Annotated in this window: 20 protein-coding genes and 3 pseudogenes; 8 read left to right on the top strand and 15 right to left on the bottom strand. The window is 64.9% G+C overall.

Annotation, left to right across the window (positions count from 1 at the left end; genetic code table 11):
• Positions 1-63 precede the first annotated feature (63 nt).
• Positions 64-792: an arginyltransferase gene (locus AUC69_RS14870; protein ID WP_069442843.1), complete on the top strand. Its 729-nt coding sequence runs from the start codon at positions 64-66 to the stop codon at positions 790-792.
• A gap of 9 nt (positions 793-801) precedes the next feature.
• Here AUC69_RS14870 and parC read toward each other — a convergent pair whose 3' ends face one another.
• The 12 genes and pseudogenes from parC to folK form a co-directional block, all read right to left on the bottom strand.
• On the bottom strand, positions 802-3,060 hold the full coding sequence (gene parC, locus AUC69_RS14865; protein WP_069442842.1) for a DNA topoisomerase IV subunit A: 2,259 nt from the start codon (positions 3,058-3,060) through the stop codon (positions 802-804).
• A gap of 31 nt (positions 3,061-3,091) precedes the next feature.
• Positions 3,092-3,673 carry a CAP domain-containing protein gene (locus AUC69_RS14860; protein ID WP_069442841.1) on the bottom strand — a complete coding sequence of 194 codons (582 nt, stop codon included), beginning with the start codon at positions 3,671-3,673 and terminating at the stop codon, positions 3,092-3,094.
• Between the two features lie 2 nt (positions 3,674-3,675).
• Entirely contained in the window at positions 3,676-4,416 is a 741-nt protein-coding gene (gene recO / locus AUC69_RS14855; RefSeq protein ID WP_069442840.1) for a DNA repair protein RecO, read from the bottom strand.
• A gap of 31 nt (positions 4,417-4,447) precedes the next feature.
• Complete coding sequence (gene era / locus AUC69_RS14850; RefSeq protein WP_069442839.1) at positions 4,448-5,383, bottom strand: GTPase Era; 936 nt, start codon at positions 5,381-5,383, stop codon at positions 4,448-4,450.
• The gene (gene rnc, locus AUC69_RS14845; RefSeq protein WP_069442838.1) at positions 5,376-6,089 is read right to left on the bottom strand and encodes a ribonuclease III; all 714 of its coding nucleotides are present in this window, start codon (positions 6,087-6,089) and stop codon (positions 5,376-5,378) included. Before rnc ends, era begins: the two co-directional genes overlap by 8 nt.
• A 2-nt stretch (positions 6,090-6,091) precedes the next feature.
• Entirely contained in the window at positions 6,092-6,847 is a 756-nt protein-coding gene (lepB, locus tag AUC69_RS14840; RefSeq protein WP_069442837.1) for a signal peptidase I, read from the bottom strand.
• Positions 6,848-6,948: 101 nt separating this feature from the next.
• Positions 6,949-7,359 carry a holo-ACP synthase gene (gene acpS, locus AUC69_RS14835; RefSeq protein WP_069442836.1) on the bottom strand — a complete coding sequence of 137 codons (411 nt, stop codon included), beginning with the start codon at positions 7,357-7,359 and terminating at the stop codon, positions 6,949-6,951.
• On the bottom strand, positions 7,356-8,126 hold the full coding sequence (locus AUC69_RS14830) for a pyridoxine 5'-phosphate synthase (protein WP_069442875.1): 771 nt from the start codon (positions 8,124-8,126) through the stop codon (positions 7,356-7,358). The genes acpS and AUC69_RS14830 overlap by 4 nt, the downstream gene beginning before the upstream one ends.
• A gap of 46 nt (positions 8,127-8,172) precedes the next feature.
• Complete coding sequence (locus tag AUC69_RS14825; RefSeq protein ID WP_069442835.1) at positions 8,173-8,727, bottom strand: DUF2062 domain-containing protein; 555 nt, start codon at positions 8,725-8,727, stop codon at positions 8,173-8,175.
• A 116-nt stretch (positions 8,728-8,843) separates the two neighbouring features.
• Entirely contained in the window at positions 8,844-11,060 is a 2,217-nt protein-coding gene (locus AUC69_RS14820) for a RelA/SpoT family protein (RefSeq protein WP_244500289.1), read from the bottom strand.
• A gap of 224 nt (positions 11,061-11,284) precedes the next feature.
• Positions 11,285-11,638: pseudogene (rpoZ, locus tag AUC69_RS14815) on the bottom strand (DNA-directed RNA polymerase subunit omega); the annotation flags it as partial.
• A gap of 78 nt (positions 11,639-11,716) precedes the next feature.
• Positions 11,717-12,064, bottom strand: a pseudogene (gene folK, locus AUC69_RS18030) (2-amino-4-hydroxy-6-hydroxymethyldihydropteridine diphosphokinase); the annotation flags it as partial.
• A 288-nt stretch (positions 12,065-12,352) separates the two neighbouring features.
• Here folK and AUC69_RS14805 point away from each other — a divergent pair.
• The 3 genes from AUC69_RS14805 to AUC69_RS14795 all read left to right on the top strand — a co-directional run bounded on the left by AUC69_RS14805 (position 12,353) and on the right by AUC69_RS14795 (position 14,174).
• The gene (locus AUC69_RS14805; RefSeq protein WP_069442834.1) at positions 12,353-12,967 is read left to right on the top strand and encodes a LabA-like NYN domain-containing protein; all 615 of its coding nucleotides are present in this window, start codon (positions 12,353-12,355) and stop codon (positions 12,965-12,967) included.
• Between the two features lie 55 nt (positions 12,968-13,022).
• On the top strand, positions 13,023-13,682 hold the full coding sequence (locus AUC69_RS14800; RefSeq protein ID WP_069442833.1) for a uracil-DNA glycosylase: 660 nt from the start codon (positions 13,023-13,025) through the stop codon (positions 13,680-13,682).
• A 66-nt stretch (positions 13,683-13,748) separates the two neighbouring features.
• On the top strand, positions 13,749-14,174 hold the full coding sequence (locus tag AUC69_RS14795) for a DUF3775 domain-containing protein (protein WP_244500288.1): 426 nt from the start codon (positions 13,749-13,751) through the stop codon (positions 14,172-14,174).
• A 7-nt stretch (positions 14,175-14,181) separates the two neighbouring features.
• Here AUC69_RS14795 and AUC69_RS14790 read toward each other — a convergent pair whose 3' ends face one another.
• The 3 genes from AUC69_RS14790 to dapA are packed head-to-tail and all read right to left on the bottom strand — an operon-like array spanning position 14,182 to position 16,104.
• Positions 14,182-14,700: a peroxiredoxin gene (locus tag AUC69_RS14790; protein WP_069442831.1), complete on the bottom strand. Its 519-nt coding sequence runs from the start codon at positions 14,698-14,700 to the stop codon at positions 14,182-14,184.
• A gap of 1 nt (position 14,701) precedes the next feature.
• Positions 14,702-15,172 (bottom strand): SsrA-binding protein SmpB, encoded by a 471-nt coding sequence (smpB, locus tag AUC69_RS14785; RefSeq protein ID WP_069442830.1) that lies wholly within the window; start codon positions 15,170-15,172, stop codon positions 14,702-14,704.
• Positions 15,173-15,189: 17 nt separating this feature from the next.
• On the bottom strand, positions 15,190-16,104 hold the full coding sequence (gene dapA, locus AUC69_RS14780; RefSeq protein WP_069442829.1) for a 4-hydroxy-tetrahydrodipicolinate synthase: 915 nt from the start codon (positions 16,102-16,104) through the stop codon (positions 15,190-15,192).
• A 337-nt stretch (positions 16,105-16,441) separates the two neighbouring features.
• Between dapA and AUC69_RS14775 the strand changes: the two genes are divergently transcribed.
• From AUC69_RS14775 to AUC69_RS14765, 4 genes and pseudogenes are all read left to right on the top strand, one after another.
• Positions 16,442-18,328, top strand: a complete 1,887-nt coding sequence (locus AUC69_RS14775) for a hypothetical protein (RefSeq protein ID WP_141700840.1) — start codon at positions 16,442-16,444, stop codon at positions 18,326-18,328.
• On the top strand, positions 18,310-18,519 hold the full coding sequence (locus tag AUC69_RS17620; protein WP_158008149.1) for a hypothetical protein: 210 nt from the start codon (positions 18,310-18,312) through the stop codon (positions 18,517-18,519). Before AUC69_RS14775 ends, AUC69_RS17620 begins: the two co-directional genes overlap by 19 nt.
• A pseudogene (locus tag AUC69_RS19850) lies at positions 18,519-18,677 on the top strand (transglycosylase SLT domain-containing protein); the annotation flags it as partial. The gene AUC69_RS17620 and the pseudogene AUC69_RS19850, both read left to right, overlap by 1 nt.
• A gap of 38 nt (positions 18,678-18,715) precedes the next feature.
• Positions 18,716-19,984, top strand: coding sequence for an alpha/beta fold hydrolase (locus tag AUC69_RS14765; RefSeq protein ID WP_244500287.1), 1,269 nt, complete (start codon positions 18,716-18,718; stop codon positions 19,982-19,984).
• The last annotated feature ends 8 nt before the right edge of the window (positions 19,985-19,992 follow it).

Genomic DNA, 19,992 nt, shown 5'->3' with positions numbered 1-19,992 from the left:
CCCGGCCTTTGATCCACTAAGCTCTACGTGAATTGGCTTGGATTCGCTTCAGGTCGGTGGCCCGTGACAGAACACAAGAGCAACTTTCCCGAGTTCTACATAACCGCGCCGCAGCCGTGCCCCTATCTGCCCGGCCGGCTCGAGCGGAAGCTGTTCACGCATCTGACCCGCGATAAGCCGGGCTTTCTCATCGATAATCTGCTGAAGGGCGGATTCCGGCGCAGCCAGAACATCGCCTATATGCCCTATTGCGATGCCTGCTCGGCTTGCGTGCCGGTGCGGATCCTGGTGGACGAGTTCAAACCCCGCCGCTCCCTCAAACGCATCGCCCGCGACAATCTCGATCTGGTGGCCACGCGTATGCCGGCGGCGGCGAGCTCGGAGCAATACGCGCTGTTCCGCGACTATATCGAAGCGCGCCACGCAGACGGGGGCATGGCCGAGATGAGCGTGCTCGACTATTCGCTCATGGTCGAGGACAGCGTGGTGGAGACCTTCGTCACCGAGTACCGCTTGAGGCCGGACGAGAACGGCGATGCACCGCTCATGGGTGTGTCGCTTTGCGACCGGCTCAGCGACGGCATCTCCATGGTCTACAGCTTCTACGATCCCGATGTGCCGGCGCGCAGCCTCGGCACCTATATGATCCTCGATCACGTCGACTACGCGCGGGCGCAAGGATACCCGTTCGTCTATCTCGGCTATTGGATCGAGGGCTCGCGCAAAATGCGCTACAAGGATCGCTTCCAGCCGCAAGAGCGCCTCACCTCGAAGGGCTGGGTGCGCGGCTAGCTTACTCTCTTAGTCGAAGCGTTTTCCGAACAGCCCCGACTTGGGAAAGCCTCTCGGCGGCAGGCGTCCGGCCTGGGCGCGTGCGCCCCACCACTCGCGAAGGTCGGCGGCAGACAGCGTGAACGTGCGGTCGGCCGCATCCACATAGGTGAGGCCGTCCTTCTTCTTGAAGATCTTGGCGTCGGCGAGACCGCCATCCTTGTAGCGTTGCAGGCGCACGCCCTTGCCGCGTGGCATCTCCGGCAGCTCCTTCAGGGGGAACAGCAGCAGCTTGCGGTTGTCGCCGATGACCGCAACGCTGTCGCCGTCGCCGACCGGTGCGCAAACGGCGGCCTCGTCGTTGCCCTTCACGTTCAGGATCTGCTTGCCCTTGCGTGTCATGGCCACGACCTCGTCCTCGGCGACGATGAAACCGTAGCCGGTGGTCGAGGCGACGAGCAGCTTGCGGCCCGGTTCAAAGACGAAGAGATCCACGGAATCGCCGGCGTCCTCGATGTCGACCATGAGCCGGAACGGCTCGCCGTGGCCCCTGCCCCCGGGCAGCTTGTCGGCGCCGAGCGAATAGAAGCGCCCGTTGGTGGCGAACAGCAGCAGCGTGTCGGTCGTCTGGGCCGCACGAGTCCGCTTCAGGCGGTCGCCTTCCTTGAAGGACAGGCTTCCCGCTTCGGCGTTGTGTCCCTTGATGGAGCGGATCCAGCCCTTCTCCGAAAGGACGATGGTGACCGGCTCCTTCTCGATCATCGCCTCGGCGAGCTCGACATCGACGCCCTCGGGGGCTTCCTCGAAGCCCGTGCGCCGGCGCCCAAGCTCGGTCTTCTCGCCGAACTCGGTCTTCAGTCCCTTTATTTCGTCGCCGATGCGCTTCCACTGCTTGTCCTTGGAAGCGAGCAGCGATTTCAGCTCCTTCCGCTCCTTGGTGAGATCGTCGTGCTCGCGCCTGAGCTCCATCTCCTCGAGCTTGCGCAAGGCGCGCAGGCGCATGTTGAGGATGGCTTCGGCCTGGATCTCGGTCAGCTTGAAGGCTTTGATCAGGGCGGGCTTCGGCTCGTCCTTCTCGCGGATGATCTTGATGACTTTGTCGAGATTCAAATAGACGATGAGATAGCCGGCCAGCACTTCCAGCCGGTGGTCGATCTTGCCGAGACGGAACTTCGAACGGCGGACCAGCACCTCGAGCCGGTGATCGAGCCATTCGCTCAAGACCTGGCGCAAGCCCAGCACGTTCGGGATCTTGCCTTGGCTCAGCACATTCATGTTGAGCGGCACGCGGGTCTCGAGCTCGGTGAATTTGAACATCTGCTCCATGAGCAGCAGCGGATCGACGGTCCGGCTCTTGGGCTCCAGAATCAGACGAACATCCTCGGCCGACTCGTCACGCACGTCGGCGAGCAGCGGTAGCTTCTTTGCCTGGAGCAGCTCGGCGATGCGTGCGACGAGGCGCGCTTTCGGCACCTGGTAGGGAATCTCGGTGACGACGATTTGATAGGTGCCGCGGCCGGTGTCCTCTTGCTCCCATCGCGCGCGTAGGCGGAAAGAGCCGCGCCCCGTCTTGTAAGCCTCGACAATGTTCTCGCGCGGCTCGACGATGACGCCGCCGGTGGGCAGGTCGGGTCCCGGCACGAGGTCCACGAGCTTGTCGGCGGTGGCCTTGGGAAACTTGATGAGATGGAGGGCCGCGTCGCACAGCTCGCCGACGTTATGGGGCGGGATGTTGGTGGCCATGCCCACGGCGATGCCGGAGGCACCGTTGGCGAGGAGATTCGGGAAATTGGCCGGCAGCACCGACGGCTCCAGCTCGCGCCCGTCGTAGTTGGCGCGGAAGTCGACCGTGTCCTCGTCGATGCCCTCGAGGAGCCGCGCCGCGACCGCGGTCAGACGCGCCTCGGTGTAGCGGTCGGCAGCGGGATTATCGCCGTCGATATTGCCGAAATTGCCCTGACCGTCGATCAGCGGATACCGCACCGAGAAGTCCTGGGCGAGACGCGCGAGCGCGTCATAGATCGCCTGGTTCCCATGGGGATGGAAGTTGCCCATGGTGTCGCCGACGATCTTGGCGCATTTCCGGAACTCGCCTTGCGGCCCAAGCCGGAGCTGCTGCATGGCGTAGAGCAACCGGCGATGCACGGGCTTCAATCCATCGCGCACGTCGGGCAAGGCCCGGTGCATGATGGTGGAGAGCGCATAGGCGAGGTAGCGCTCCTCGAGTGCCACGCGCAGATTAACCGGCTCGATGGGCCCCGAATCAGGGGGCGAAACGCGTTTTCCCATGTCTCGCGATTAGCGCATCGGGCACCAGCGCTCAAGGCGTGTCGATCCGCGCAGGGTTCCGGTCGGGAAGCGGCGGCAGGGTTGCCCGGGCCGGCAGACAGGATGTATCGATGAACACCTGCACGGAAACGTAGATCCAGCGGTTGTCGCGCTTCCAACCCGCCACGCCCACGCCGATCTCGGTCGAAGCCGATCTTAGGGCCCGCTCATGGCCCGGCGATCGCTTCCAGAAGCGCATGGCCTTTTGCATGGCGGCATCCACCGAGGCTCTTTTCGGCCGCGTCCAGGACTGGTGCCAGTTCTCCCCACGGAATTTGCAGAATACGATTCCGGCCTCGCGCAGCCGTTGGGCGGGCCCGCGTCCGTCCGCGTGATGGCCGGTCTTGTCGTTGCGCGCGAGATAGTCGGCATAGGCTTGCGCCGCCTGGGTGGTCCTGGGGCTCTCACGCAAGGGCGCGAGCCCCTTCGCCTGGCGATAGGCGTTGGTGTCGCTGACGATGGCCGCCCTGGCGCTAGCGGGGACGGTGAACTCTTGCGCGCTTGCGGGTGTCGCGAAAAGGACTGCGGCCGTCGCCGGCAGCAGGACTCGCGCGAGGCCCCGAACCGTGCGCATGGCTAGACCGACAGCGCTGCCGGCTGCCTCCTGGCCAGCAGATCGAGAAGCCGGTCGCGGGCCTGGGGCAGCTTGAGCCCATGGGGCTCCAGCACGTCGCGCTGGAGGAAATAGCCGGTCAGGGCGAAGCCGGCGGCGATGTCCGTGTCGGCGATGGGCGCCGTCTCGTCCAGCAGGAAGGCCGGTAAGGCCAGGAGCTTGTCGTCGTAAGGCTCACCGGCCGCGCGCGACACGGCCTTGCCCGAGCGCGGCGACACATAGACGAGCTCGTCGGTGAGGCCGGTAGCGGCGCATTCGCTGAGATCGAGGCCGAAGCCGAGCTCCTGCAAGAGCTGGAACTCCCAATGGACGAAGAGCACGGGCCATACGTCCTCCTCGGCGAAGGAGCGCAGCACATGCAGCGTCGTGGCGTAGAGCTCCGGATGCGGATCGCGCTCGGGTAGCAGCTTGATCAGGCCGGCCAGCGTGCCGATGGCGGCAAGGGCCGCGGCATCGTCGAGCACCCGGGCGCCGTGAGCCTCCATCATCTCCACGTTGAAGCCGCCAAGATGCTCGGCCAGGCGTGCGCGCCAGGTGACGCGAATGAGATTGCCGGGCTGGAGCACGGGGCGGATGCGGCGCGAGCGGCCACCGCGCACGAGCCCGAGATGGCGCCCATGCTCGAGCGTCAACAGCTCGGCGACGGCGCTCGTCTCGCCCAATGGTTTCGCCGAAAGGAAGATGCCTTCGTCAACCCAATCCATGCGCTAGCTTGGCCCTCCCAAGGGGCTTTGCCTATCCCTTTGGATAGTCGAGGCCCATCTCGCGGAACCGTTCGGGGTCGTCGCCCCAATGCTCGCGCACCTTGACGAATAGGAAGAGATGGACGGGAACGCCGGCGATCTCGGCGATCTCGGCGCGCGCCGCCGAGCCGATCTCCTTGATCATGGCGCCCTTGGCCCCCAGCACGATGCGGCGCTGGCTCTGGCGCTCCACATAGATCGTCTGCTCGATGCGGACGCTGCCGTCCTTCAGCTCCTTCCAGTCGGTGGTCTCGACCGTGAGCGCGTAGGGCAGCTCCTCGTGGAGCCGCAGGAACAGCTTCTCGCGGGTGATCTCGGCGGCGGTCTGGCGCAAAGACGCATCCGAGAGCTGGTCCTCGGGAAAGAGCCACGGTCCCTTCGGCATGGCTCCGGCGAGATAAGACTTGAGGTCGGCGACGCCGTCGCCGGTGAGCGCCGACACCATGAACACCTGATCGAAGGCCCTCAGCGCCGATAGATCGCCCACAAGCGCCAGGAGCTCCGGCTTCGCCACCAGATCGATCTTGTTGAGGATGGCGATGGTGGGAACCTTGAGCTGGGGCAAATGCTCGATCACCGGGGCGAGCTTGGCATCCACCCCTCGGGCGGCATCGATCACCAACGCGGCGATGTCGGCGTCGGCGGCACGGTCCCAGGCGGATTGCGCCATGGCCCGGTCGAGCCTGCGCTTCGGCTCGAAGATGCCGGGCGTATCGACGAGAATGATCTGGGAGTCGTCCACGATGGCGAGCCCGCGCACGGGGCCGCGCGTCGTCTGCGCCTTGTGGGTGACGATGGAGACCTTGGCGCCGACGAGCGCGTTGGTGAGGGTCGACTTGCCGCTGTTGGGCGCGCCGATCAGGGCCACGAAGCCGCAGCGCCTGGCTTCGTCCCGGCTCGTGCCGCCTTCGATTTCGGGCTCAGTCATCGGCTGTTGCGCTCCACACGCCCTCGCGCAAGAGCATGGCGAGCGCCGCGGCCTGCTCGGCCTGACGCTTGTTGTCCCCCTGCCCTTGCTCCGGCGCCAGGCCCTCGACCCGCACCTCGGCGGTAAAGCGCGGGGCATGATCCGGGCCCTCGCGGCCGACCTCCAGATAAAGCGGCAGCGGCAACTTCTTGCCCTGCGCCCATTCCTGCAACACCGACTTGGCGTCGGGGGCGGCAACCTCCAGATCCTCGAGATGGGGCGCCCAGTCGCGAATGACCACGTCGCGCGCGGCCTCGTAACCGGCGTCGGCGAAGATGGCGCCGAGAACGGCTTCGCAGGTATTGGCGAGGATGGTGGTCTTGCGCCGGCCGCCTGAGCCCGCCTCGCCGCCACTCATCAAGATGTATTCGCCGAGCGACCAGCTTTGGGCCACCTGCGCGCAGGTCTCGGTGCGAACCAGGTGATTGAGCCAACGTGCCAGCTCGCCCTCGCTGGCATTCGGAAAGCGCTCGGTGAGAAGCTCGGCCACGGCAAGACCGAGCACCCGGTCGCCCAGGAACTCGAGCCGCTCGTTATCCTCGTTGGGCTTTGAATCGGCACGTGCACTGGCATGGGTGAGCGCCAGCTTGAGGCGCGCGGACTTTGCGAAGCTGTGTCCGAGCCGGTTGCAAAGCTGGCCGAGATCGGTGGTTCGCCGCTTAGGCAAGCTCAGTGAACCACCTGGAAGATGCGGTTCCAGCGAACTTCGGTCGGCCAGTGCCAGAATTCCCAGAAGCTCGAATCCTCATCGATGGAGAAGAAGATCACCTGGGCCTTGCCCACGAGATTGACGAAGGGCACGAAGCCGACCTCCGACAGAAAGCGGCTGTCGGTGGAGTTGTCGCGGTTGTCGCCCATCATGAAGAAATGCCCCTCGGGCACCTTGTAGACCTCGGTGTTGTCGCCGAAGCCTTCATTGACGAGATCGAGCACGGGATAGCTGACCCCGTTGGGCAGCGTCTCCTTGTAGCGCGCCATGTGCCGCTCGCGGCCCGAAGCCTCGGTGACGACATAGTCGTCCACCTTCACCTTCTCCACCGCCTTGCCGTTGATATGCAGGACGCCGTGCAGCATCTGGATCTCGTCGCCGGGAAGACCGATCACGCGCTTGATATAATCCGTCTCGTTGTCGCGCGGCAGCTTGAACACGACCACGTCGCCGCGATCCGGATCGCTCGCCCAGATGCGCCCCGGAAACAGGTTCAGCCCGAAGGGAAAGGAGTAGCGGCTGTAGCCGTAGCTATATTTCGAAACGAAGAGATAGTCGCCGACCAGCAGGGTCGGGATCATCGAGCCCGAGGGGATGTTGAACGGTTGGAAGAGGAACACTCGCACGATCAGCGCGAGGATCAGCGCATGCACGATGACGCGGACGGTGTCCTTGGTGCTGCTTCTTGCTTCCATCTTTTCGGCGTCCACGCTCATGCGGAAGCTCTCCTCGGTTTGCTCGGGCTGGCCCCCGTCCCCTCCCCGTGATCTCGGGACAGGCGCCCCTATAGCCCCTCCTCAAAGATGAGGCAAACGGCTCAATCGCGCATGTCCACCTTCAAGGCGGAAATGATGACGATCGCCTGGGCGGTCGGAAAGTCGTCGGTGATGGTCAGGTCGATACGAACCTCGTGCCCCTGCGGCGTTATGCGTTGAAGCGCACGCTCGGCGCCTCCAGTCAGCTCGAGCGTGGGCCGGCCAGACGGCAAATTTACGACGCCCATGTCGCGCCAGAACACGCCGTTGCGAAAGCCGGTGCCGAGCGCCTTGGCGCAGGCCTCCTTTGCGGCGAAGCGCTTGGCGTAGGACGCGGCCCGCAAGGTCCTGGCGTCGGACTTCCGCCGCTCGGTATCGGTAAACACACGGGTCAGGAAGCGCTCGCCATAGCGCTCGATGGTCCGCTCCACGCGCCGGATGTCGATGATGTCGTTTCCGAGCCCAATAATCATGACATGGCCCCGGTTGCGGCGGCATTCCCTCGCAACGTCGCGCGTCCGGCGTCCATGGCTGCGCGCATGCGCCGCACGGTTTCACCAAGACCTTCGAAGACCGCTTCACCCACGAGATAGTGCCCGATATTCAGCTCGACGATCTCGGGCAGCGCCGAGATGGTCTCCGCGGTCTCGTAATTCAAGCCATGGCCCGCATGGACCTCCAAGCCCAGCTCATGGGCGAAGCGCGCGCCGTCCTGGATGCAGCGCCATTCGGCTTCGGCGTCGTCGAACCGGCGCTCGGCTAAGGCATCGCACCACGCGCCGACGTGAATTTCGATGGCCGGCGCCTTCAGACGCGCCGCCGCCTCGATCTGGCGATGCTCGGCGGCAATGAACAGCGACACCTGAATGCCGGCGTCGGCCAGCACGGCGACGACCGGTGCCAGCGCGTTGTGCTGCGCGACCACGTCAAGGCCACCCTCGGTGGTGCGCTCGGTGCGCTTTTCCGGCACCAGGCAGGCCGCATGGGGCTTGGTGCGGAGCGCGATCGCCGTCATCTCGTCCGTCGCCGCCATCTCCATGTTGAGCGGACAGTCGAGCTCGGCCATGAGCCGCGCGATATCCTCGTCGCGGATGTGACGCCGGTCCTCGCGGAGATGCGCGGTGATGTTGTCGGCACCGGCAGCGACGGCGAGTTGCGCGGCGCGCACGGGATCCGGATGGTCGCCGCCACGGGCGTTCCGCAAGGTGGCCACGTGATCGATATTGATTCCGAGCCTGATCGCGCGGGGCTCGCGCCGCCGCCGGCCGGATTCGTCCGCGCGGCGGTCATCTCGCCTCCATCGCCTCACGGCTGGCGGTGAGCGCCCGCCGGCGGTGCTGATAGGCGTTCACTGTCGGCTTGACCAGAACATAGCTCAGCGCCGCGAGACCGATGCCGACGGGAAAGGCGCCGAGCGTCATGGGCTTCACAAGCGGCCAAAGCTGATCGAGCGAACTCTGAAAGTCCCCGCCCCACAAATCGATGGGCGCCTTTTGCTTGTCGCCGCCGCCGAGCATCAGATGGCCGACCTCGTAGGTGCTGACCCAGAACAAGGGGTAGGTCAGTGGGTTGCCGACAAAGGTGCCGAGAACGGCGGCGACCATGCTGCCGCCGATCACCCAGGCGATGAGCGCGGCCACGATGAGATGCGTGCCGAGGAAGGGCGTGGCGGAGACGAAGACGCCGGCGGCGAAGCCAAGTGCCACCGCGTGCGGGGTGGCGCTCAAGCGGCGCACCCGGTGCACCACATAGCGGGTCGAGCGACTCCAGCTGCGGCGCGGCCAGAGATGGACCCGCAACCTCGCCAGAAAGCTCTCGGCCTCGCGGCGCCTGAACAACATCACAACCTCGTTCCAAGGACCGGCGTTGATCGCCCGTTCATGCCAGCCCTTCGGCGACAGGCCCTACCATATTTGGGATATGTTTTCTCTATATGCCAGGGCTAGACATGCCAGGACTAACCTTCGGCGCGCGCCGCGGCGCTCACCACGTCCTTGGCCCGCAAGCCCGCCAGAATTTCATTCAAATGTTGCAGGTCCCAGACCTCGAGATCGATCAGCATCTCGGTGTAGTCGGCCACCCGATTGGTCATCTTGATGTTCTCGATATTGCCGTCGGCCTCGCCGATCACCGAGGCGACCTGGGCAAGACTGCCGGGCTCGTTCATCGCCGTGACCGCGATCTTGGCGGGGAAGCGCTGCGAGTTGTCATCGTCGATATCCCAGGTGATGTCGATCCAGCGCTCCGGCTCCTCGTCGAACGCCTTCAAGGCGTCGGCGTGGATGGGATAGATGGTGATGCCCTGCCCCGGGGTCAGAATGCCAACGATGCGGTCGCCGGGCACGGCGCCGCCGTCCGGCGAATTCCGGCAAATCGCCTCGCAAGCCGCGGATCGGAATTCCACTTGAGCCTTCGGGCCGCTCCTTACCGGCGGAGCCGGGCCAGCGGAATTTGAGGCCCATGACCTTGCCGAGGCCGAACCAGCCTTCGTCGGTGCGCTCTTTGCGCCGGCGCTTTGGCCCCTCCTGCGCCCCCTCCTCGGGAAAGACGGCACGGACCACGTCGCCGACGCGAGCTCGCCACGCCCCACCGCGGCCATGACATCTTCGGCGGTCTTCTGCGACAGGCGCCCGAGCGCCGCGCTCAGACTCTCCTCGCTGAAGGTCTTGTCCCGGCGCTGGAAGGCCCGGTCGAGGATCTCCCGCCCGAGCTTCCCATATTGGGCCCGCACCGCGTCGCGGGTCGCACGGCGGATGGCCGAGCGCGCCTTGCCGGTGACCGCGAGGCTCTGCCAGGCGACCGGCGGCGCTTGCGCCGTCGAGCAGATGATTTCCACCTCGTCGCCGTTGCGGAGCGCCGAGGCGAGCGGCATCGGCCGGCCATTGATCTTGGCGCCAACGCAGGTGTTGCCGACATCGGTGTGCACCGCATAGGCGAAGTCGATGCAGTTCGCCCCACGCGGCAGCGCGATCAGGCGGCCCTTGGGCGTGAAGCAAAACACCTGGTCCTGAAACAGCTCGAGTTTGGTGTGCTCGAGGAACTCCTCCGGATTGTCGCCGTCGAGCAGCATGCCGACGAGATGGCGCAACCAGCGATAGGCGTTTGAGTCTTGCGACGGGACCGCCTTGCCGTTGGCGCCGTTCGTGTCCTTGTACAGCGCATGCGCGGCGACGCCGTATTCGGCGATCGAGTGCATCAGCTCGGTGCGGATCTGCAGCTCGACACGCTGATGCCGGGGACCGACGATGGTGGTGTGGATCGACTGGTAGTCGTTCTGCTTTGGATTGGAGATGTAGTCCTTGAACCGGCCCGGCACCGCGTGCCACGTCGTGTGCACGACGGCGAGCGCATGATAGCAGTCGGGGACCTCGGGGACGACGATGCGGAAACCGTAGATGTCGGAGAGCTGCTCGAGCGAGATCTGCTTCCGCTCCATCTTGCTCCAAATAGCGTAGGGCTTCTTCTCGCGGCCGGCGACGATGCAGCGGACCTTCGCCTCTTTGAGTTTGGTGATGAGCGCGCCCTCGATCTCGTCAATCAATCCTTGCGTGTGTGCGCGCAAGATCTTCAAACGCTCGACCACGGCGGCATAGGCTTCCGGATTGAGCCAGCGGAAGGCGTGATCCTCAAGCTCCTCGCGCAACCACTGCATGCCCATGCGGCCGGCCAACGGCGCATAGATGTCCATGGTCTCCTCGGCGATGATCTTGCGCTTCGCCGGCTTCATGTGCTCGAGCGTCCGCATGTTGTGCAGACGGTCGGCGAGCTTGACGAGCAGAACGCGGATGTCGCTGGAGATGGCAAGCAACAGCTTGCGGAAGTTCTCGGCCTGCTCGGCCTTCTTGGTGACGAGGTCGAGCTTCTTGATCTTGGTCAGACCGTCGACCAGCGTGCCGATCTCGGCCCCGAACATCGTGTCGATCTCGGTCCGCGTGACGTCGGTATCCTCGATGGTGTCATGGAGGAGCGCGGTGGCGATGGTCGCGTCGTCGAGACGCATCTCGGCGAGGATGGCGGCGACTTCGAGGGGGTGAGAGAAATACGGTGCGCCCGACGCGCGCTTCTGATTGCCGTGCGCCTTCATGGCGTAGACATAGGCGCGGTTCAGCATCGCCTCGTCGGCGGTGGGTTGATAGCTCAGCACACGCTCGACCAGCTCGTATTGGCGGGTCATGGGGCGTGCCTAAGGAAGACTGTCGAACGCGGCACCATCGTCGCCCCGGCGCAAGCCGGGATCCAGGTCAGCATGATCGAAACCGGTCTCTGTGGATTCCGGCATTCGCCGGAACGACGTCGCGGCGAGGCAATATGAAACGCGCCGCGCTCTAGGGTCTCGTCAGGCTCAGCGTGCGCGCGGTCCCGCATTCGAGCCATCCGAAGCGCCTGTGTCGCCATCCGGCGCAACAGCTCCTCCTCGGTCATCTTGTCGATCGCCGTGTCGTTCGACTGATCGTCCTGGCCGAGGACGGGCATCCGCGTGTCCTGCGACAGCATCGGCACGGCTTCCGCCTCGGGCTCATCCACTTCGACGTATTTCTGCATGGAGTGGATGAAATCTTCCTTGAGGTCGTCGGTCGCAATTTTCTTCTCGGCAATCTCACGCAGCGCCACCACCGGGTTCTTGTCGTTATCCCGCTGCACGGCGATCTGGGCGCCGGCGGAAATGGTGCGGGCGCGATGGCCGGCGAGCAGGACGAGCTCGAAGCGGTTCGGAATCTTGTCGACGCAGTCCTCGACGGTGACGCGAGCCATGAGGTGATCCTTTTGAAATTGGGCAGATTTAGCCCCTATTTATGCAGTTCGCGGCGGGCATGCAAGCCGAACCGCAGCTCAAAGCTTACGCATCACTTGGCCTTGGCGGCCGCCGGCGGCTTGGCGCCACAGCTCCCGCGCGGTCCGTTTCAGCACCGGATGGCGCCAATCCGGGGCGATGTCGAGCAGCGGCCGGAGCACGAAAGGCCGCTTGTCGATCCACGGATGGGGCAGAACAAGGGGTCTGCGCCCTGCCCGGGCGAATCGGGGGCGGCCTCGCCGCCAATGCTTAACGAGCCCCTTGTGGTCGAGAATGTCGATATCGAGGGTGCGCGGCCCCCACGGGCTGCCGCCCCGGCGCCCGGCCGCCCGTTCCACCCGCTTCAACAGCCGCAGCAACGCCTCAGGACCCAGATGCGTATCGAGGACGGCTGCGGCGTGACGTAAGGCGGCTGCCCGGCGCGACCGACCGCCGCAGTCTCAAAAAGGCCTGAGACCGCCTCGACCGTCACGCCCGCACCCGTGATCTCGCGCAAGGCCCGGGTGATGGTGTCGGCGGGACTGCCCCAGGGGCCGGGATAATTTGCGCCCAAACCTACCAGTGTCTTGCCACGCGTGACCAATTGCGGTGAGCCCTCGTCATACTTATGTTGTCTACAAAGACCTTTATGCGTTTGTTTCAAGTCGACCATATTTGCAGTGTTAGGACGCTCAATGCATTTTTATCCCAATGAGCGCATCGCGCTCTTTATTGACGGCGCCAATCTCTACGCAGCCGCGAAATCCCTCGCCTTCGACATTGATTACAAACGGCTTCTGAAGCTGTTCGGCAGCAAGGGGCAGCTGGTGCGGGCGCTGTATTACACCGCGCTCATCGAGGATCAGGAATATTCGTCGATCCGGCCGTTGGTCGATTGGCTCGACTATAACGGCTACACCATGGTGACGAAGCCGACCAAAGAGTTCGTCGATGCGGCCGGGCGGCGGAAGATCAAAGGCAACATGGATATCGAGCTTGCGGTCGATGCCATGGAGCTTGCCGAGCATCTCGACCATCTCGTGCTGTTCTCCGGCGACGGCGATTTCCGGTCTCTGGTGGAAGCGCTCCAGCATAAGGGCAAGCGCGTCAGCGTCGTATCCACGCTTGCCACCAACCCGCCCATGGTCGCCGACGAGTTGCGCCGTCAGGCTGATCAGTTCATCGACCTCGCCAATTTGCAAAACGAGATCGGCCGCGACCCAGCCGAGCGCGGCCATCGCGAGCCGCGCCGGCGCCAGGATCCCGAGCCGCTCGACGAGTTCGAGTCCGAGGATTTGATCGAGACCTGATCGTAGTTTGACGCGAGCGTCTGGCGTTGCGGGCCGCGCGGCGCTAGGCATAGCCATGCCGCTCGCCGACATCGCTTCGCCAGCCCCAGCCGAACCGGCGCCGGATTGCGCGCTTTGCCCGCGCCTCGTGGCATTCCGCCGCGACAACGAGGCGGCCCATCCGGATTGGTTCAATGGGGCTGTACCTTCCTTCGGTCCCGAGACGGCCGCGCTCCTCATCGTCGGGCTGGCGCCGGGTCTCAGGGGCGCCAACCGCACCGGGCGCCCTTTTCTCGGCGACCATGCGGGGGAGCTTCTTTACCGCACGCTGCTCAAGACCGGCCTCGCCCACGGCACGCATGACGTGGACGCCCCGGAAGCGCTCGAGCTGGTCGACTGCATGATCACCAATGCGGTGCGCTGCGTGCCGCCGCAGAACAAGCCGAAGCCGGACGAGATTGCCGCTGCCGCGCCTTTCTCGTCGCCGCATGGCGGCGTACCGAATTTGCGCACGCTGCTCGCCATCGGCCGCATCGCCCATGACAGCATTCTCGAAACATTTCAGTTGAGAAAGCGCGACTTCCCGTTCGCGCACGGCGCGCGCCACGACCTTCCGGCCGGGCTCATTCTGTTCGACAGCTATCATTGCTCCCGCCAGAACACGAACACGGGGCGGCTCACGACGCCCATGTTCGAGGCGGTGGTGGGCGCGGCCGCGGAGAGCCTCGCGCGCTAGTCTCTTTGCGGCTTGGTGCGGCTTGCTGGCAGGGGGCAAGTCGGGCATGCTCGCAAGGATCATCTATTGCAGCGAGGCGTCCTCATGGCGGGGTTGGAAATCTCACCGACCAAAGTCGGCTTTGTCATCGTTAAGGCGCGGGAATGTGCCGCCAAGGTCGGCGCTTGGGACGACGGCGCCACCTCCGACCATGACGCGGATTCGATCCTCGAATCCTTCTCCGACGATGCGACCTTGGCCGAGCTCAAGGAGTTCATCCACGATCTGAACGAGGACGAGCAAGTGAGCCTGGTGGCACTCGCTTGGATCGGCCGCGGCTCGTTCGGCCCGGACGAGATCGACGATGCTTTGGAGACCGCCCGCGCCGAACGAACCAACCGCACCGCGGACTATCTCATCGGCATGCCGCTTCTGTCCGACTATTTGGAAGAGGCGCTCGACCGGCTCGGCTATTCGGTGGAGGACGCCGAAGACGACGCCATGGGGGACTGAAGGCGCTTTACGCCTCTTGCTTCAACCAGGCCAGAATCTCGCCGGCGTGCCCCGCGGGGTCCATCACCGGATAGAACACCCATTCGACTTCACCGTCGCGCAGCATGAGTGTGAGTCTTTTCAGGTAGCTCTCGCCGCCGGTTGTGAAACTGGGTAAGGCGAAGGCCTCGCTGAAGCTGCCATGCTCGTCGCTCAGGATCGGGAACGGTAGGCGCAGGCGCTCCACTGCTTCCTGCTGGTAGTCCGTGGTTTGACGGCTTAGGGCGAAGATGCGCGCGCCGTGCCGGGCGATTTCCTCGGAGAGATCGCGAAAACCCTCTAGCTCAGGCGTGGAGCCATGGGCCCCGTGGATGTCGTCCCAGTGGGGCGGGTTCGGCTGCCCGGGGCGTCCGGTCCAGGGGTAGACCGCGAGTACGCTCCGGCCGGTAAGCGTGGCGAGATGCACGCGGCCGCCGTCCGTCGACGGTAGGTCGATCGGCGGCAACAGCATGCCGGGTGTGACGTGGTCGAGCCCGCCGTCTTCCATATCAGCCCTTCTCCCGCATGAGCCGGCCCTTCTGGCGCTCCCAATCGCGCTTCTTCTCGGTCTCGCGCTTGTCGTGGAGCTTCTTACCGCGCCCCAAGCCAAGCTGGATCTTGGCGATGCCACGGGCGTTGAAATAGAGCCTCAGCGGCACGAGCGCCATGCCCTCGCGCTGAATGGCGCCGAGGAAGCGCGCCGCCTCGCGTGCATGCAGCAGAAGCTTTCGCGGCCTGGTCGGCGCGTGGCCGTCCCGGGCGGCGCCCGGATATTCGGCGATATGGGCGTTGATCAGATAAAGCTCGCCGTTTTCGTTCGAGGCATAAGACTCCGCGATGGTCGCCTTGCCTTGGCGCAGCGACTTCACCTCGGAGCCCGTCAGCACGAGGCCCGCTTCGAGCGTCTCACCGATCTCGTAGCTGTAGCGGGCTTTTCGATTCTCGGCGACGAGCTTGCCGCTGTCGCGCTTCGGCGCCATGTCGCGATCCTCTGGCCTTAGGCGCCCGCGAGGCCGACCGCCGCCAACGCCTCATCAACCCGCTTGCGCGAGCTTTCGGCGATCGGTGCCAGCGGCAACCGCGTAACGCCGGAGCAGAGGCCGAGCTTCTCGGCCGCGTATTTCACCGGGCCGGGATTGGCTTCGACGAACAAGGCTTCATGTAGCGGCAGTAGGCGATCCTGCAACTCGAGCGCCCGCTTGTAATTTTGGGCCAAGCAAGCGAGCTGGAACTCCGAACAGAGTGCCGGCGCCACATTGGCGGTGACCGAGATGCAGCCCTGTCCGCCATGGGCCATGAAGCCGAGCGCCGTGGCGTCCTCGCCCGAAAGCTGGATGAAGTCGTGACCCATGGCGGCGCGCTGCAGGCTGACGCGGGCCATGTTGGCGGTCGCGTCCTTCACCCCGACAATGTTCTTGAGGTTGAACAGCCGCGCCATGGTGTCCACCGACATGTCGACGACGCTCCGGCCGGGAATATTGTAGATCACGATCGGAATGTCGGCGGCGTCGTTGATCGCCTTGTAGTGGAGGTAGAGCCCCTCCTGGGTGGGCTTGTTGTAATAGGGCGTCACCACGAGGGCGCCGTCGGCGCCGGCTTCCTTGGCGTGTTGCGTGAGCGCGACGGCTTCGCGTGTTGAATTCGAGCCGGTTCCCGCGATGACCGGCACGCGGCCTCCGGCCGCCTCGATGCACAGCTCGATGACGCGGCGATGCTCGTCATGGGTTAGCGTCGGCGACTCCCCGGTGGTGCCGCACGGCACGAGGCCGTGCGTGCCCTGGTCGATCTGCCACTCCACGAGTTTGCGGAAGGCGGCCTCGTCGAGCGAACCATCCTTGAAGGGCGTGATGAGGGCCGTGATCGAGCCTTGAACGGCGGCATGGACAAAGCGAAAGCTCCTAGGGGCAAGCACTGGATTATGGGGGACCGGGTGCAAAAAGTCGGGCGGACAATAGGGTCTGACGGTTGAGGCGGCAAGCCAGCCTCCCGCTCGCGCGCCACGTTAGGGATAAAGCCGGCGGGGCGCCACGAGTCTCTACTCGCGGAAATAGCATGGTGGGGAACAGCTTAGCCAATTCTTCTCAGGGATCTTCTAACCTTGGACAAGCCGGTTTCAGTCATTTTTCCGCCGGAATCTTTCAGACATTGTTCAATTTAGGTACACTGCTGTGGACTTTATCGTCGCGGCTCCCCGGTCGGGGGACGTCCTGACCGCTAGACGCAGGTCGTAACCGGTACCGATCGACGAGATGAAACGCATTCGCGCGCATAATCTATCTGTTGCTGTCGCCTTGGCTTGCGTCGTCGCACCCGGCATGTCCGTGGCCGCGCCGGACCTGGTCTCGCTGCCGGACCGCAACCCGGAGCGCCCGGTCCTCACGGCCGAGCAAGTCCCTGCCAGCCAAGAGGCTGCTCCCTCCGCACCGGACACGGCTCCGGCCGCAGCGGAGACGGCGTCGACCAGCGCCGAAGCGACGCCCGATCCGGGCGCCGTCCCCGAGTCAGACGCAGCGCCAAAGACGGACGCGACGGCCGAAGCGGCAACCGAGAGCAGCGACACCACAAGCGTCGCGGCGATCCCTGCCCCCGGGAGCAATCCAGCGAAACCGGAAGAGCCCGCGGAGGCGACCGAAGCGCCGGCCGTAGAGGAGGCGCAAGCCCCCTCGCCCGAGATGGTCAAGGTCCCGCCGCCCGATATCAACCCGAACCGGGGCTCGCCCATGGATCCGCCGGCGCCGGAGCCAGCGCTCGACTATGCCGCGGTCCTGAAGCCGCTGCTCTCCTACGATCTCGGCTCGTCGGATGAGAGCCGCATGCGGTTCGTCATGCGCCACAAAGGCAGCATCGACGAGACCGCGGCGAAGATCTCCGACTCTGCCGTGCGCGATTTCGCTCTGTGGTATCGCTACAAGCACAATAAGAGCACCGTGCTCGACGCCGAAGCGGTCGAGGCGTTCCGGATCGCGCACCCGGACTGGCCCGGCCAGGACGACCTCCGGGAGAAAGCCGAGACGTCGCTGTTCCTCGGCGAAGCGTCGCCCGAGCAGATCAAGGCGTTCTTCGGCGCCTCGGCCCCGCAGACCGGCGCCGGCAAGGCCGCCCTCGCCAGCGTTTATCTGAAGGACGGCAATGAGGCGGCGGCGGAGGACCTGGTCGTCTCCGCCTGGCGCGATCATCGGCTCAACGAGCCCGTCGAGAAGAAGATCCTCGACAATTACGGCAAGATGCTCACCGTCGAGCATCACCGCGCCCGCATCGATCAGCTGCTCTATCCCGACAAGCAGTCGGTGACCAAGGACGCGTTGCGCATCGCCAAACTGCTTCCGCCCGACGAGCAGAAGAAGGTGGACGCGCGCATCGCCGTCATCAAACGCGGCGGCAATGCCGGCAAGTTGCTCGACGCGCTGCCCGACGACGCCGTCAAGGCCGACATCGGCCTGCGCTTCAACAATATTCAGTGGCTACGGCGCACGAAGGACAAGGACCAGCGTCTGATTGCCTTCAAGCTGCTGCTCGACGCTCCCCTCGAACCGAATGTTCTGCTCGATCTCAACGAATGGTGGATCGAGCGCCGCATCAATGTCCGTGCCGCGCTCAACGACGGACATCCGCGCACAGCCTACGAGATCGCCGCCAAGCACGGGCTGGCCTCGGGCGACTCGTTCATCGAGGCCGAGTTCTTGGCGGGCTGGGTGGCGCTGCGCTATCTGAACGAGCCCAATACGGCGCTGCGGCACTTCCTTGCTCTGCGTAAGGCGGCGACGGACTCGCGCAATATCGCACTCGGCGAATATTGGCTCGGCCGCACGGCCCTGGCGCTGGGCGATCGGGCCTCGGCCGTCATTCACTTCCACGGCGCCGCCAAATATCCGCAATACTTCTACGGGCAGCTCGGGCGCCAGGCGCTCGATCCCCGCCCAGCCCGGCTCGAGGTCACCTCCACCCCAGTACCGACGCAGGCCGACATCGACCGCTTCATGTCGCGGAACGGCGTGCGCGCATCGGCATCGCCCGGGCGGCTAAGATGGAATGGGTCACGCCGCAGTTCTTCCTGGCGCTGTCGCGGACCCTGGACAACGCCGCCGAGGTCGTGCTCCTCGCCGAGCTCGCCAAAGCCATGGACCGGCAGCAGATAGGCCTCAGGCTGGCGAAGATCGCCTTCAACCGCGACCTACCGCTTGGCGACTATGCCCTGCCCGTCGGCGTGATGCCCTCCTTCAAGAGCCTGCTCGAAGAGCGGGTCGATCCGGCGCTGGTCCATGCGCTGTCCCGCCAGGAGAGCGAATTCATGCCGGCGCCAAGAGCCCGGTGGGAGCCAGCGGCCTGATGCAGCTGATGCCGGCGACCGCGCGCGGCATCGCCCGGCGCTACAAGGTGCAGTACTCGCAATCGCGCCTGACCAACGCCGCCTACAATCAGCAGCTCGGCGAAGCCTTTCTGAACGACCTGATAGACGGCTATAGCGGATCGTATTTCCTGGCGCTCGCCGCCTACAACGCCGGTCCCGGCGCGTCAAAGAATGGATGGAAATTTACGGAGACCCGCGCAACCCGGACGTCGATCCCATCGATTGGATCGAGCGCATCCCCTTCACCGAGACGCGGCGCTACGTCATCAAGATCATGGAGACGTTGCAGCTTTATCGCTCGCGGCTGGCCGGCCCCAAGGACGCGCTCCACCTGGTGCAAGATCTCAATCGCGGCCGGCGCGTGCCGTCGTCGGAAACGGCATCCGTCGTCCCGGCCCCAGCGTCGGCGGTGGCCAAGCGCCTTGAGGCGCCACCAGGGTTCCGGGTTGACTTTTCGAGGCTTGCTCCCCCATCAACTATGCTCAACACTGCGGGCCGTGCGCCGCAAGCGCGCATCCGCAGATCCAACTACGCTCCCAAGGTTGCTGCACTGAAAATGCCAGAGCTTGATAGCAAGCCGTGGCGCGACATCTTCTATGAGTCGTTCGACGACCTTAGACTTTACGCGCGCCACTATCCCGCACCGGATGACAAGTTCCGGAGTGTCATCTGTTTGCCGGGCCTCACCCGCAACTCGAGCGACTTTCATACGCTGGCGACCTATCTGTCGACACATCCGGAGAAGCCCCGCAATGTCTATTGCCTCGATTATCGGGGGCGCGGCCGGTCGCAGCACGACAGCAACTGGCGCAACTACGTGCCCTATATCGAGCTCCTCGACACGATCGACTTCCTGACGGTGCGCGGACTGCACCGGGTCGGGATCGTCGGCACGTCGCGCGGCGGGATTATCGCCATGATGATGGCGCGCCTCAGGCCGACGGCCATGGGGGCGGTGGTGCTCAACGACATCGGTCCGGTCATCGAGACCCGGGGGCTGGCGCGCATCGTGAGCTATGTGGGCCGCATGCCGGTGCCCAAGACCTGGGCCGACGCGGTGATGATCATGCGGGAGATCAATGGGCGCGGGTTCCCCGACTTCACCGACGGCCAGTGGGACAGCATGGCGCGCGGCGTATTCGAGGAGCGCAAGGGACGCCTCGTCCTGTCCTACGACCGGAAGCTCAGCCGCGCCATGGGAACCATCGATTTGAGCCGGCCGGTGCCCGATCTATGGCCGCAATTCGTCGCGCTGGGGCAAGTCCCGGCCTTCGTGCTCAGGGGCGAGCACTCAGACGTGCTGAGCCCGGAGACGCTGGAAGAGATGGTGGAGCGGCACCCCAACTTGCGGGCCATGACGGTGTCCGAGCAGGGCCACGCGCCCGTGCTGCAAGAGCAGGAGCCGGTCGAGGCGATCGGCTCCTTCTTCGCGGTCAACGATTAGATCGAAGG

It is taken from the genome of Methyloceanibacter superfactus, from assembly GCF_001723305.1.
Taxonomy (GTDB): domain Bacteria; phylum Pseudomonadota; class Alphaproteobacteria; order Rhizobiales; family Methyloligellaceae; genus Methyloceanibacter; species Methyloceanibacter superfactus.
Note: the sequence above shows the minus strand (reverse complement) of the source record. Positions and strands in the feature narration are given on the sequence as shown.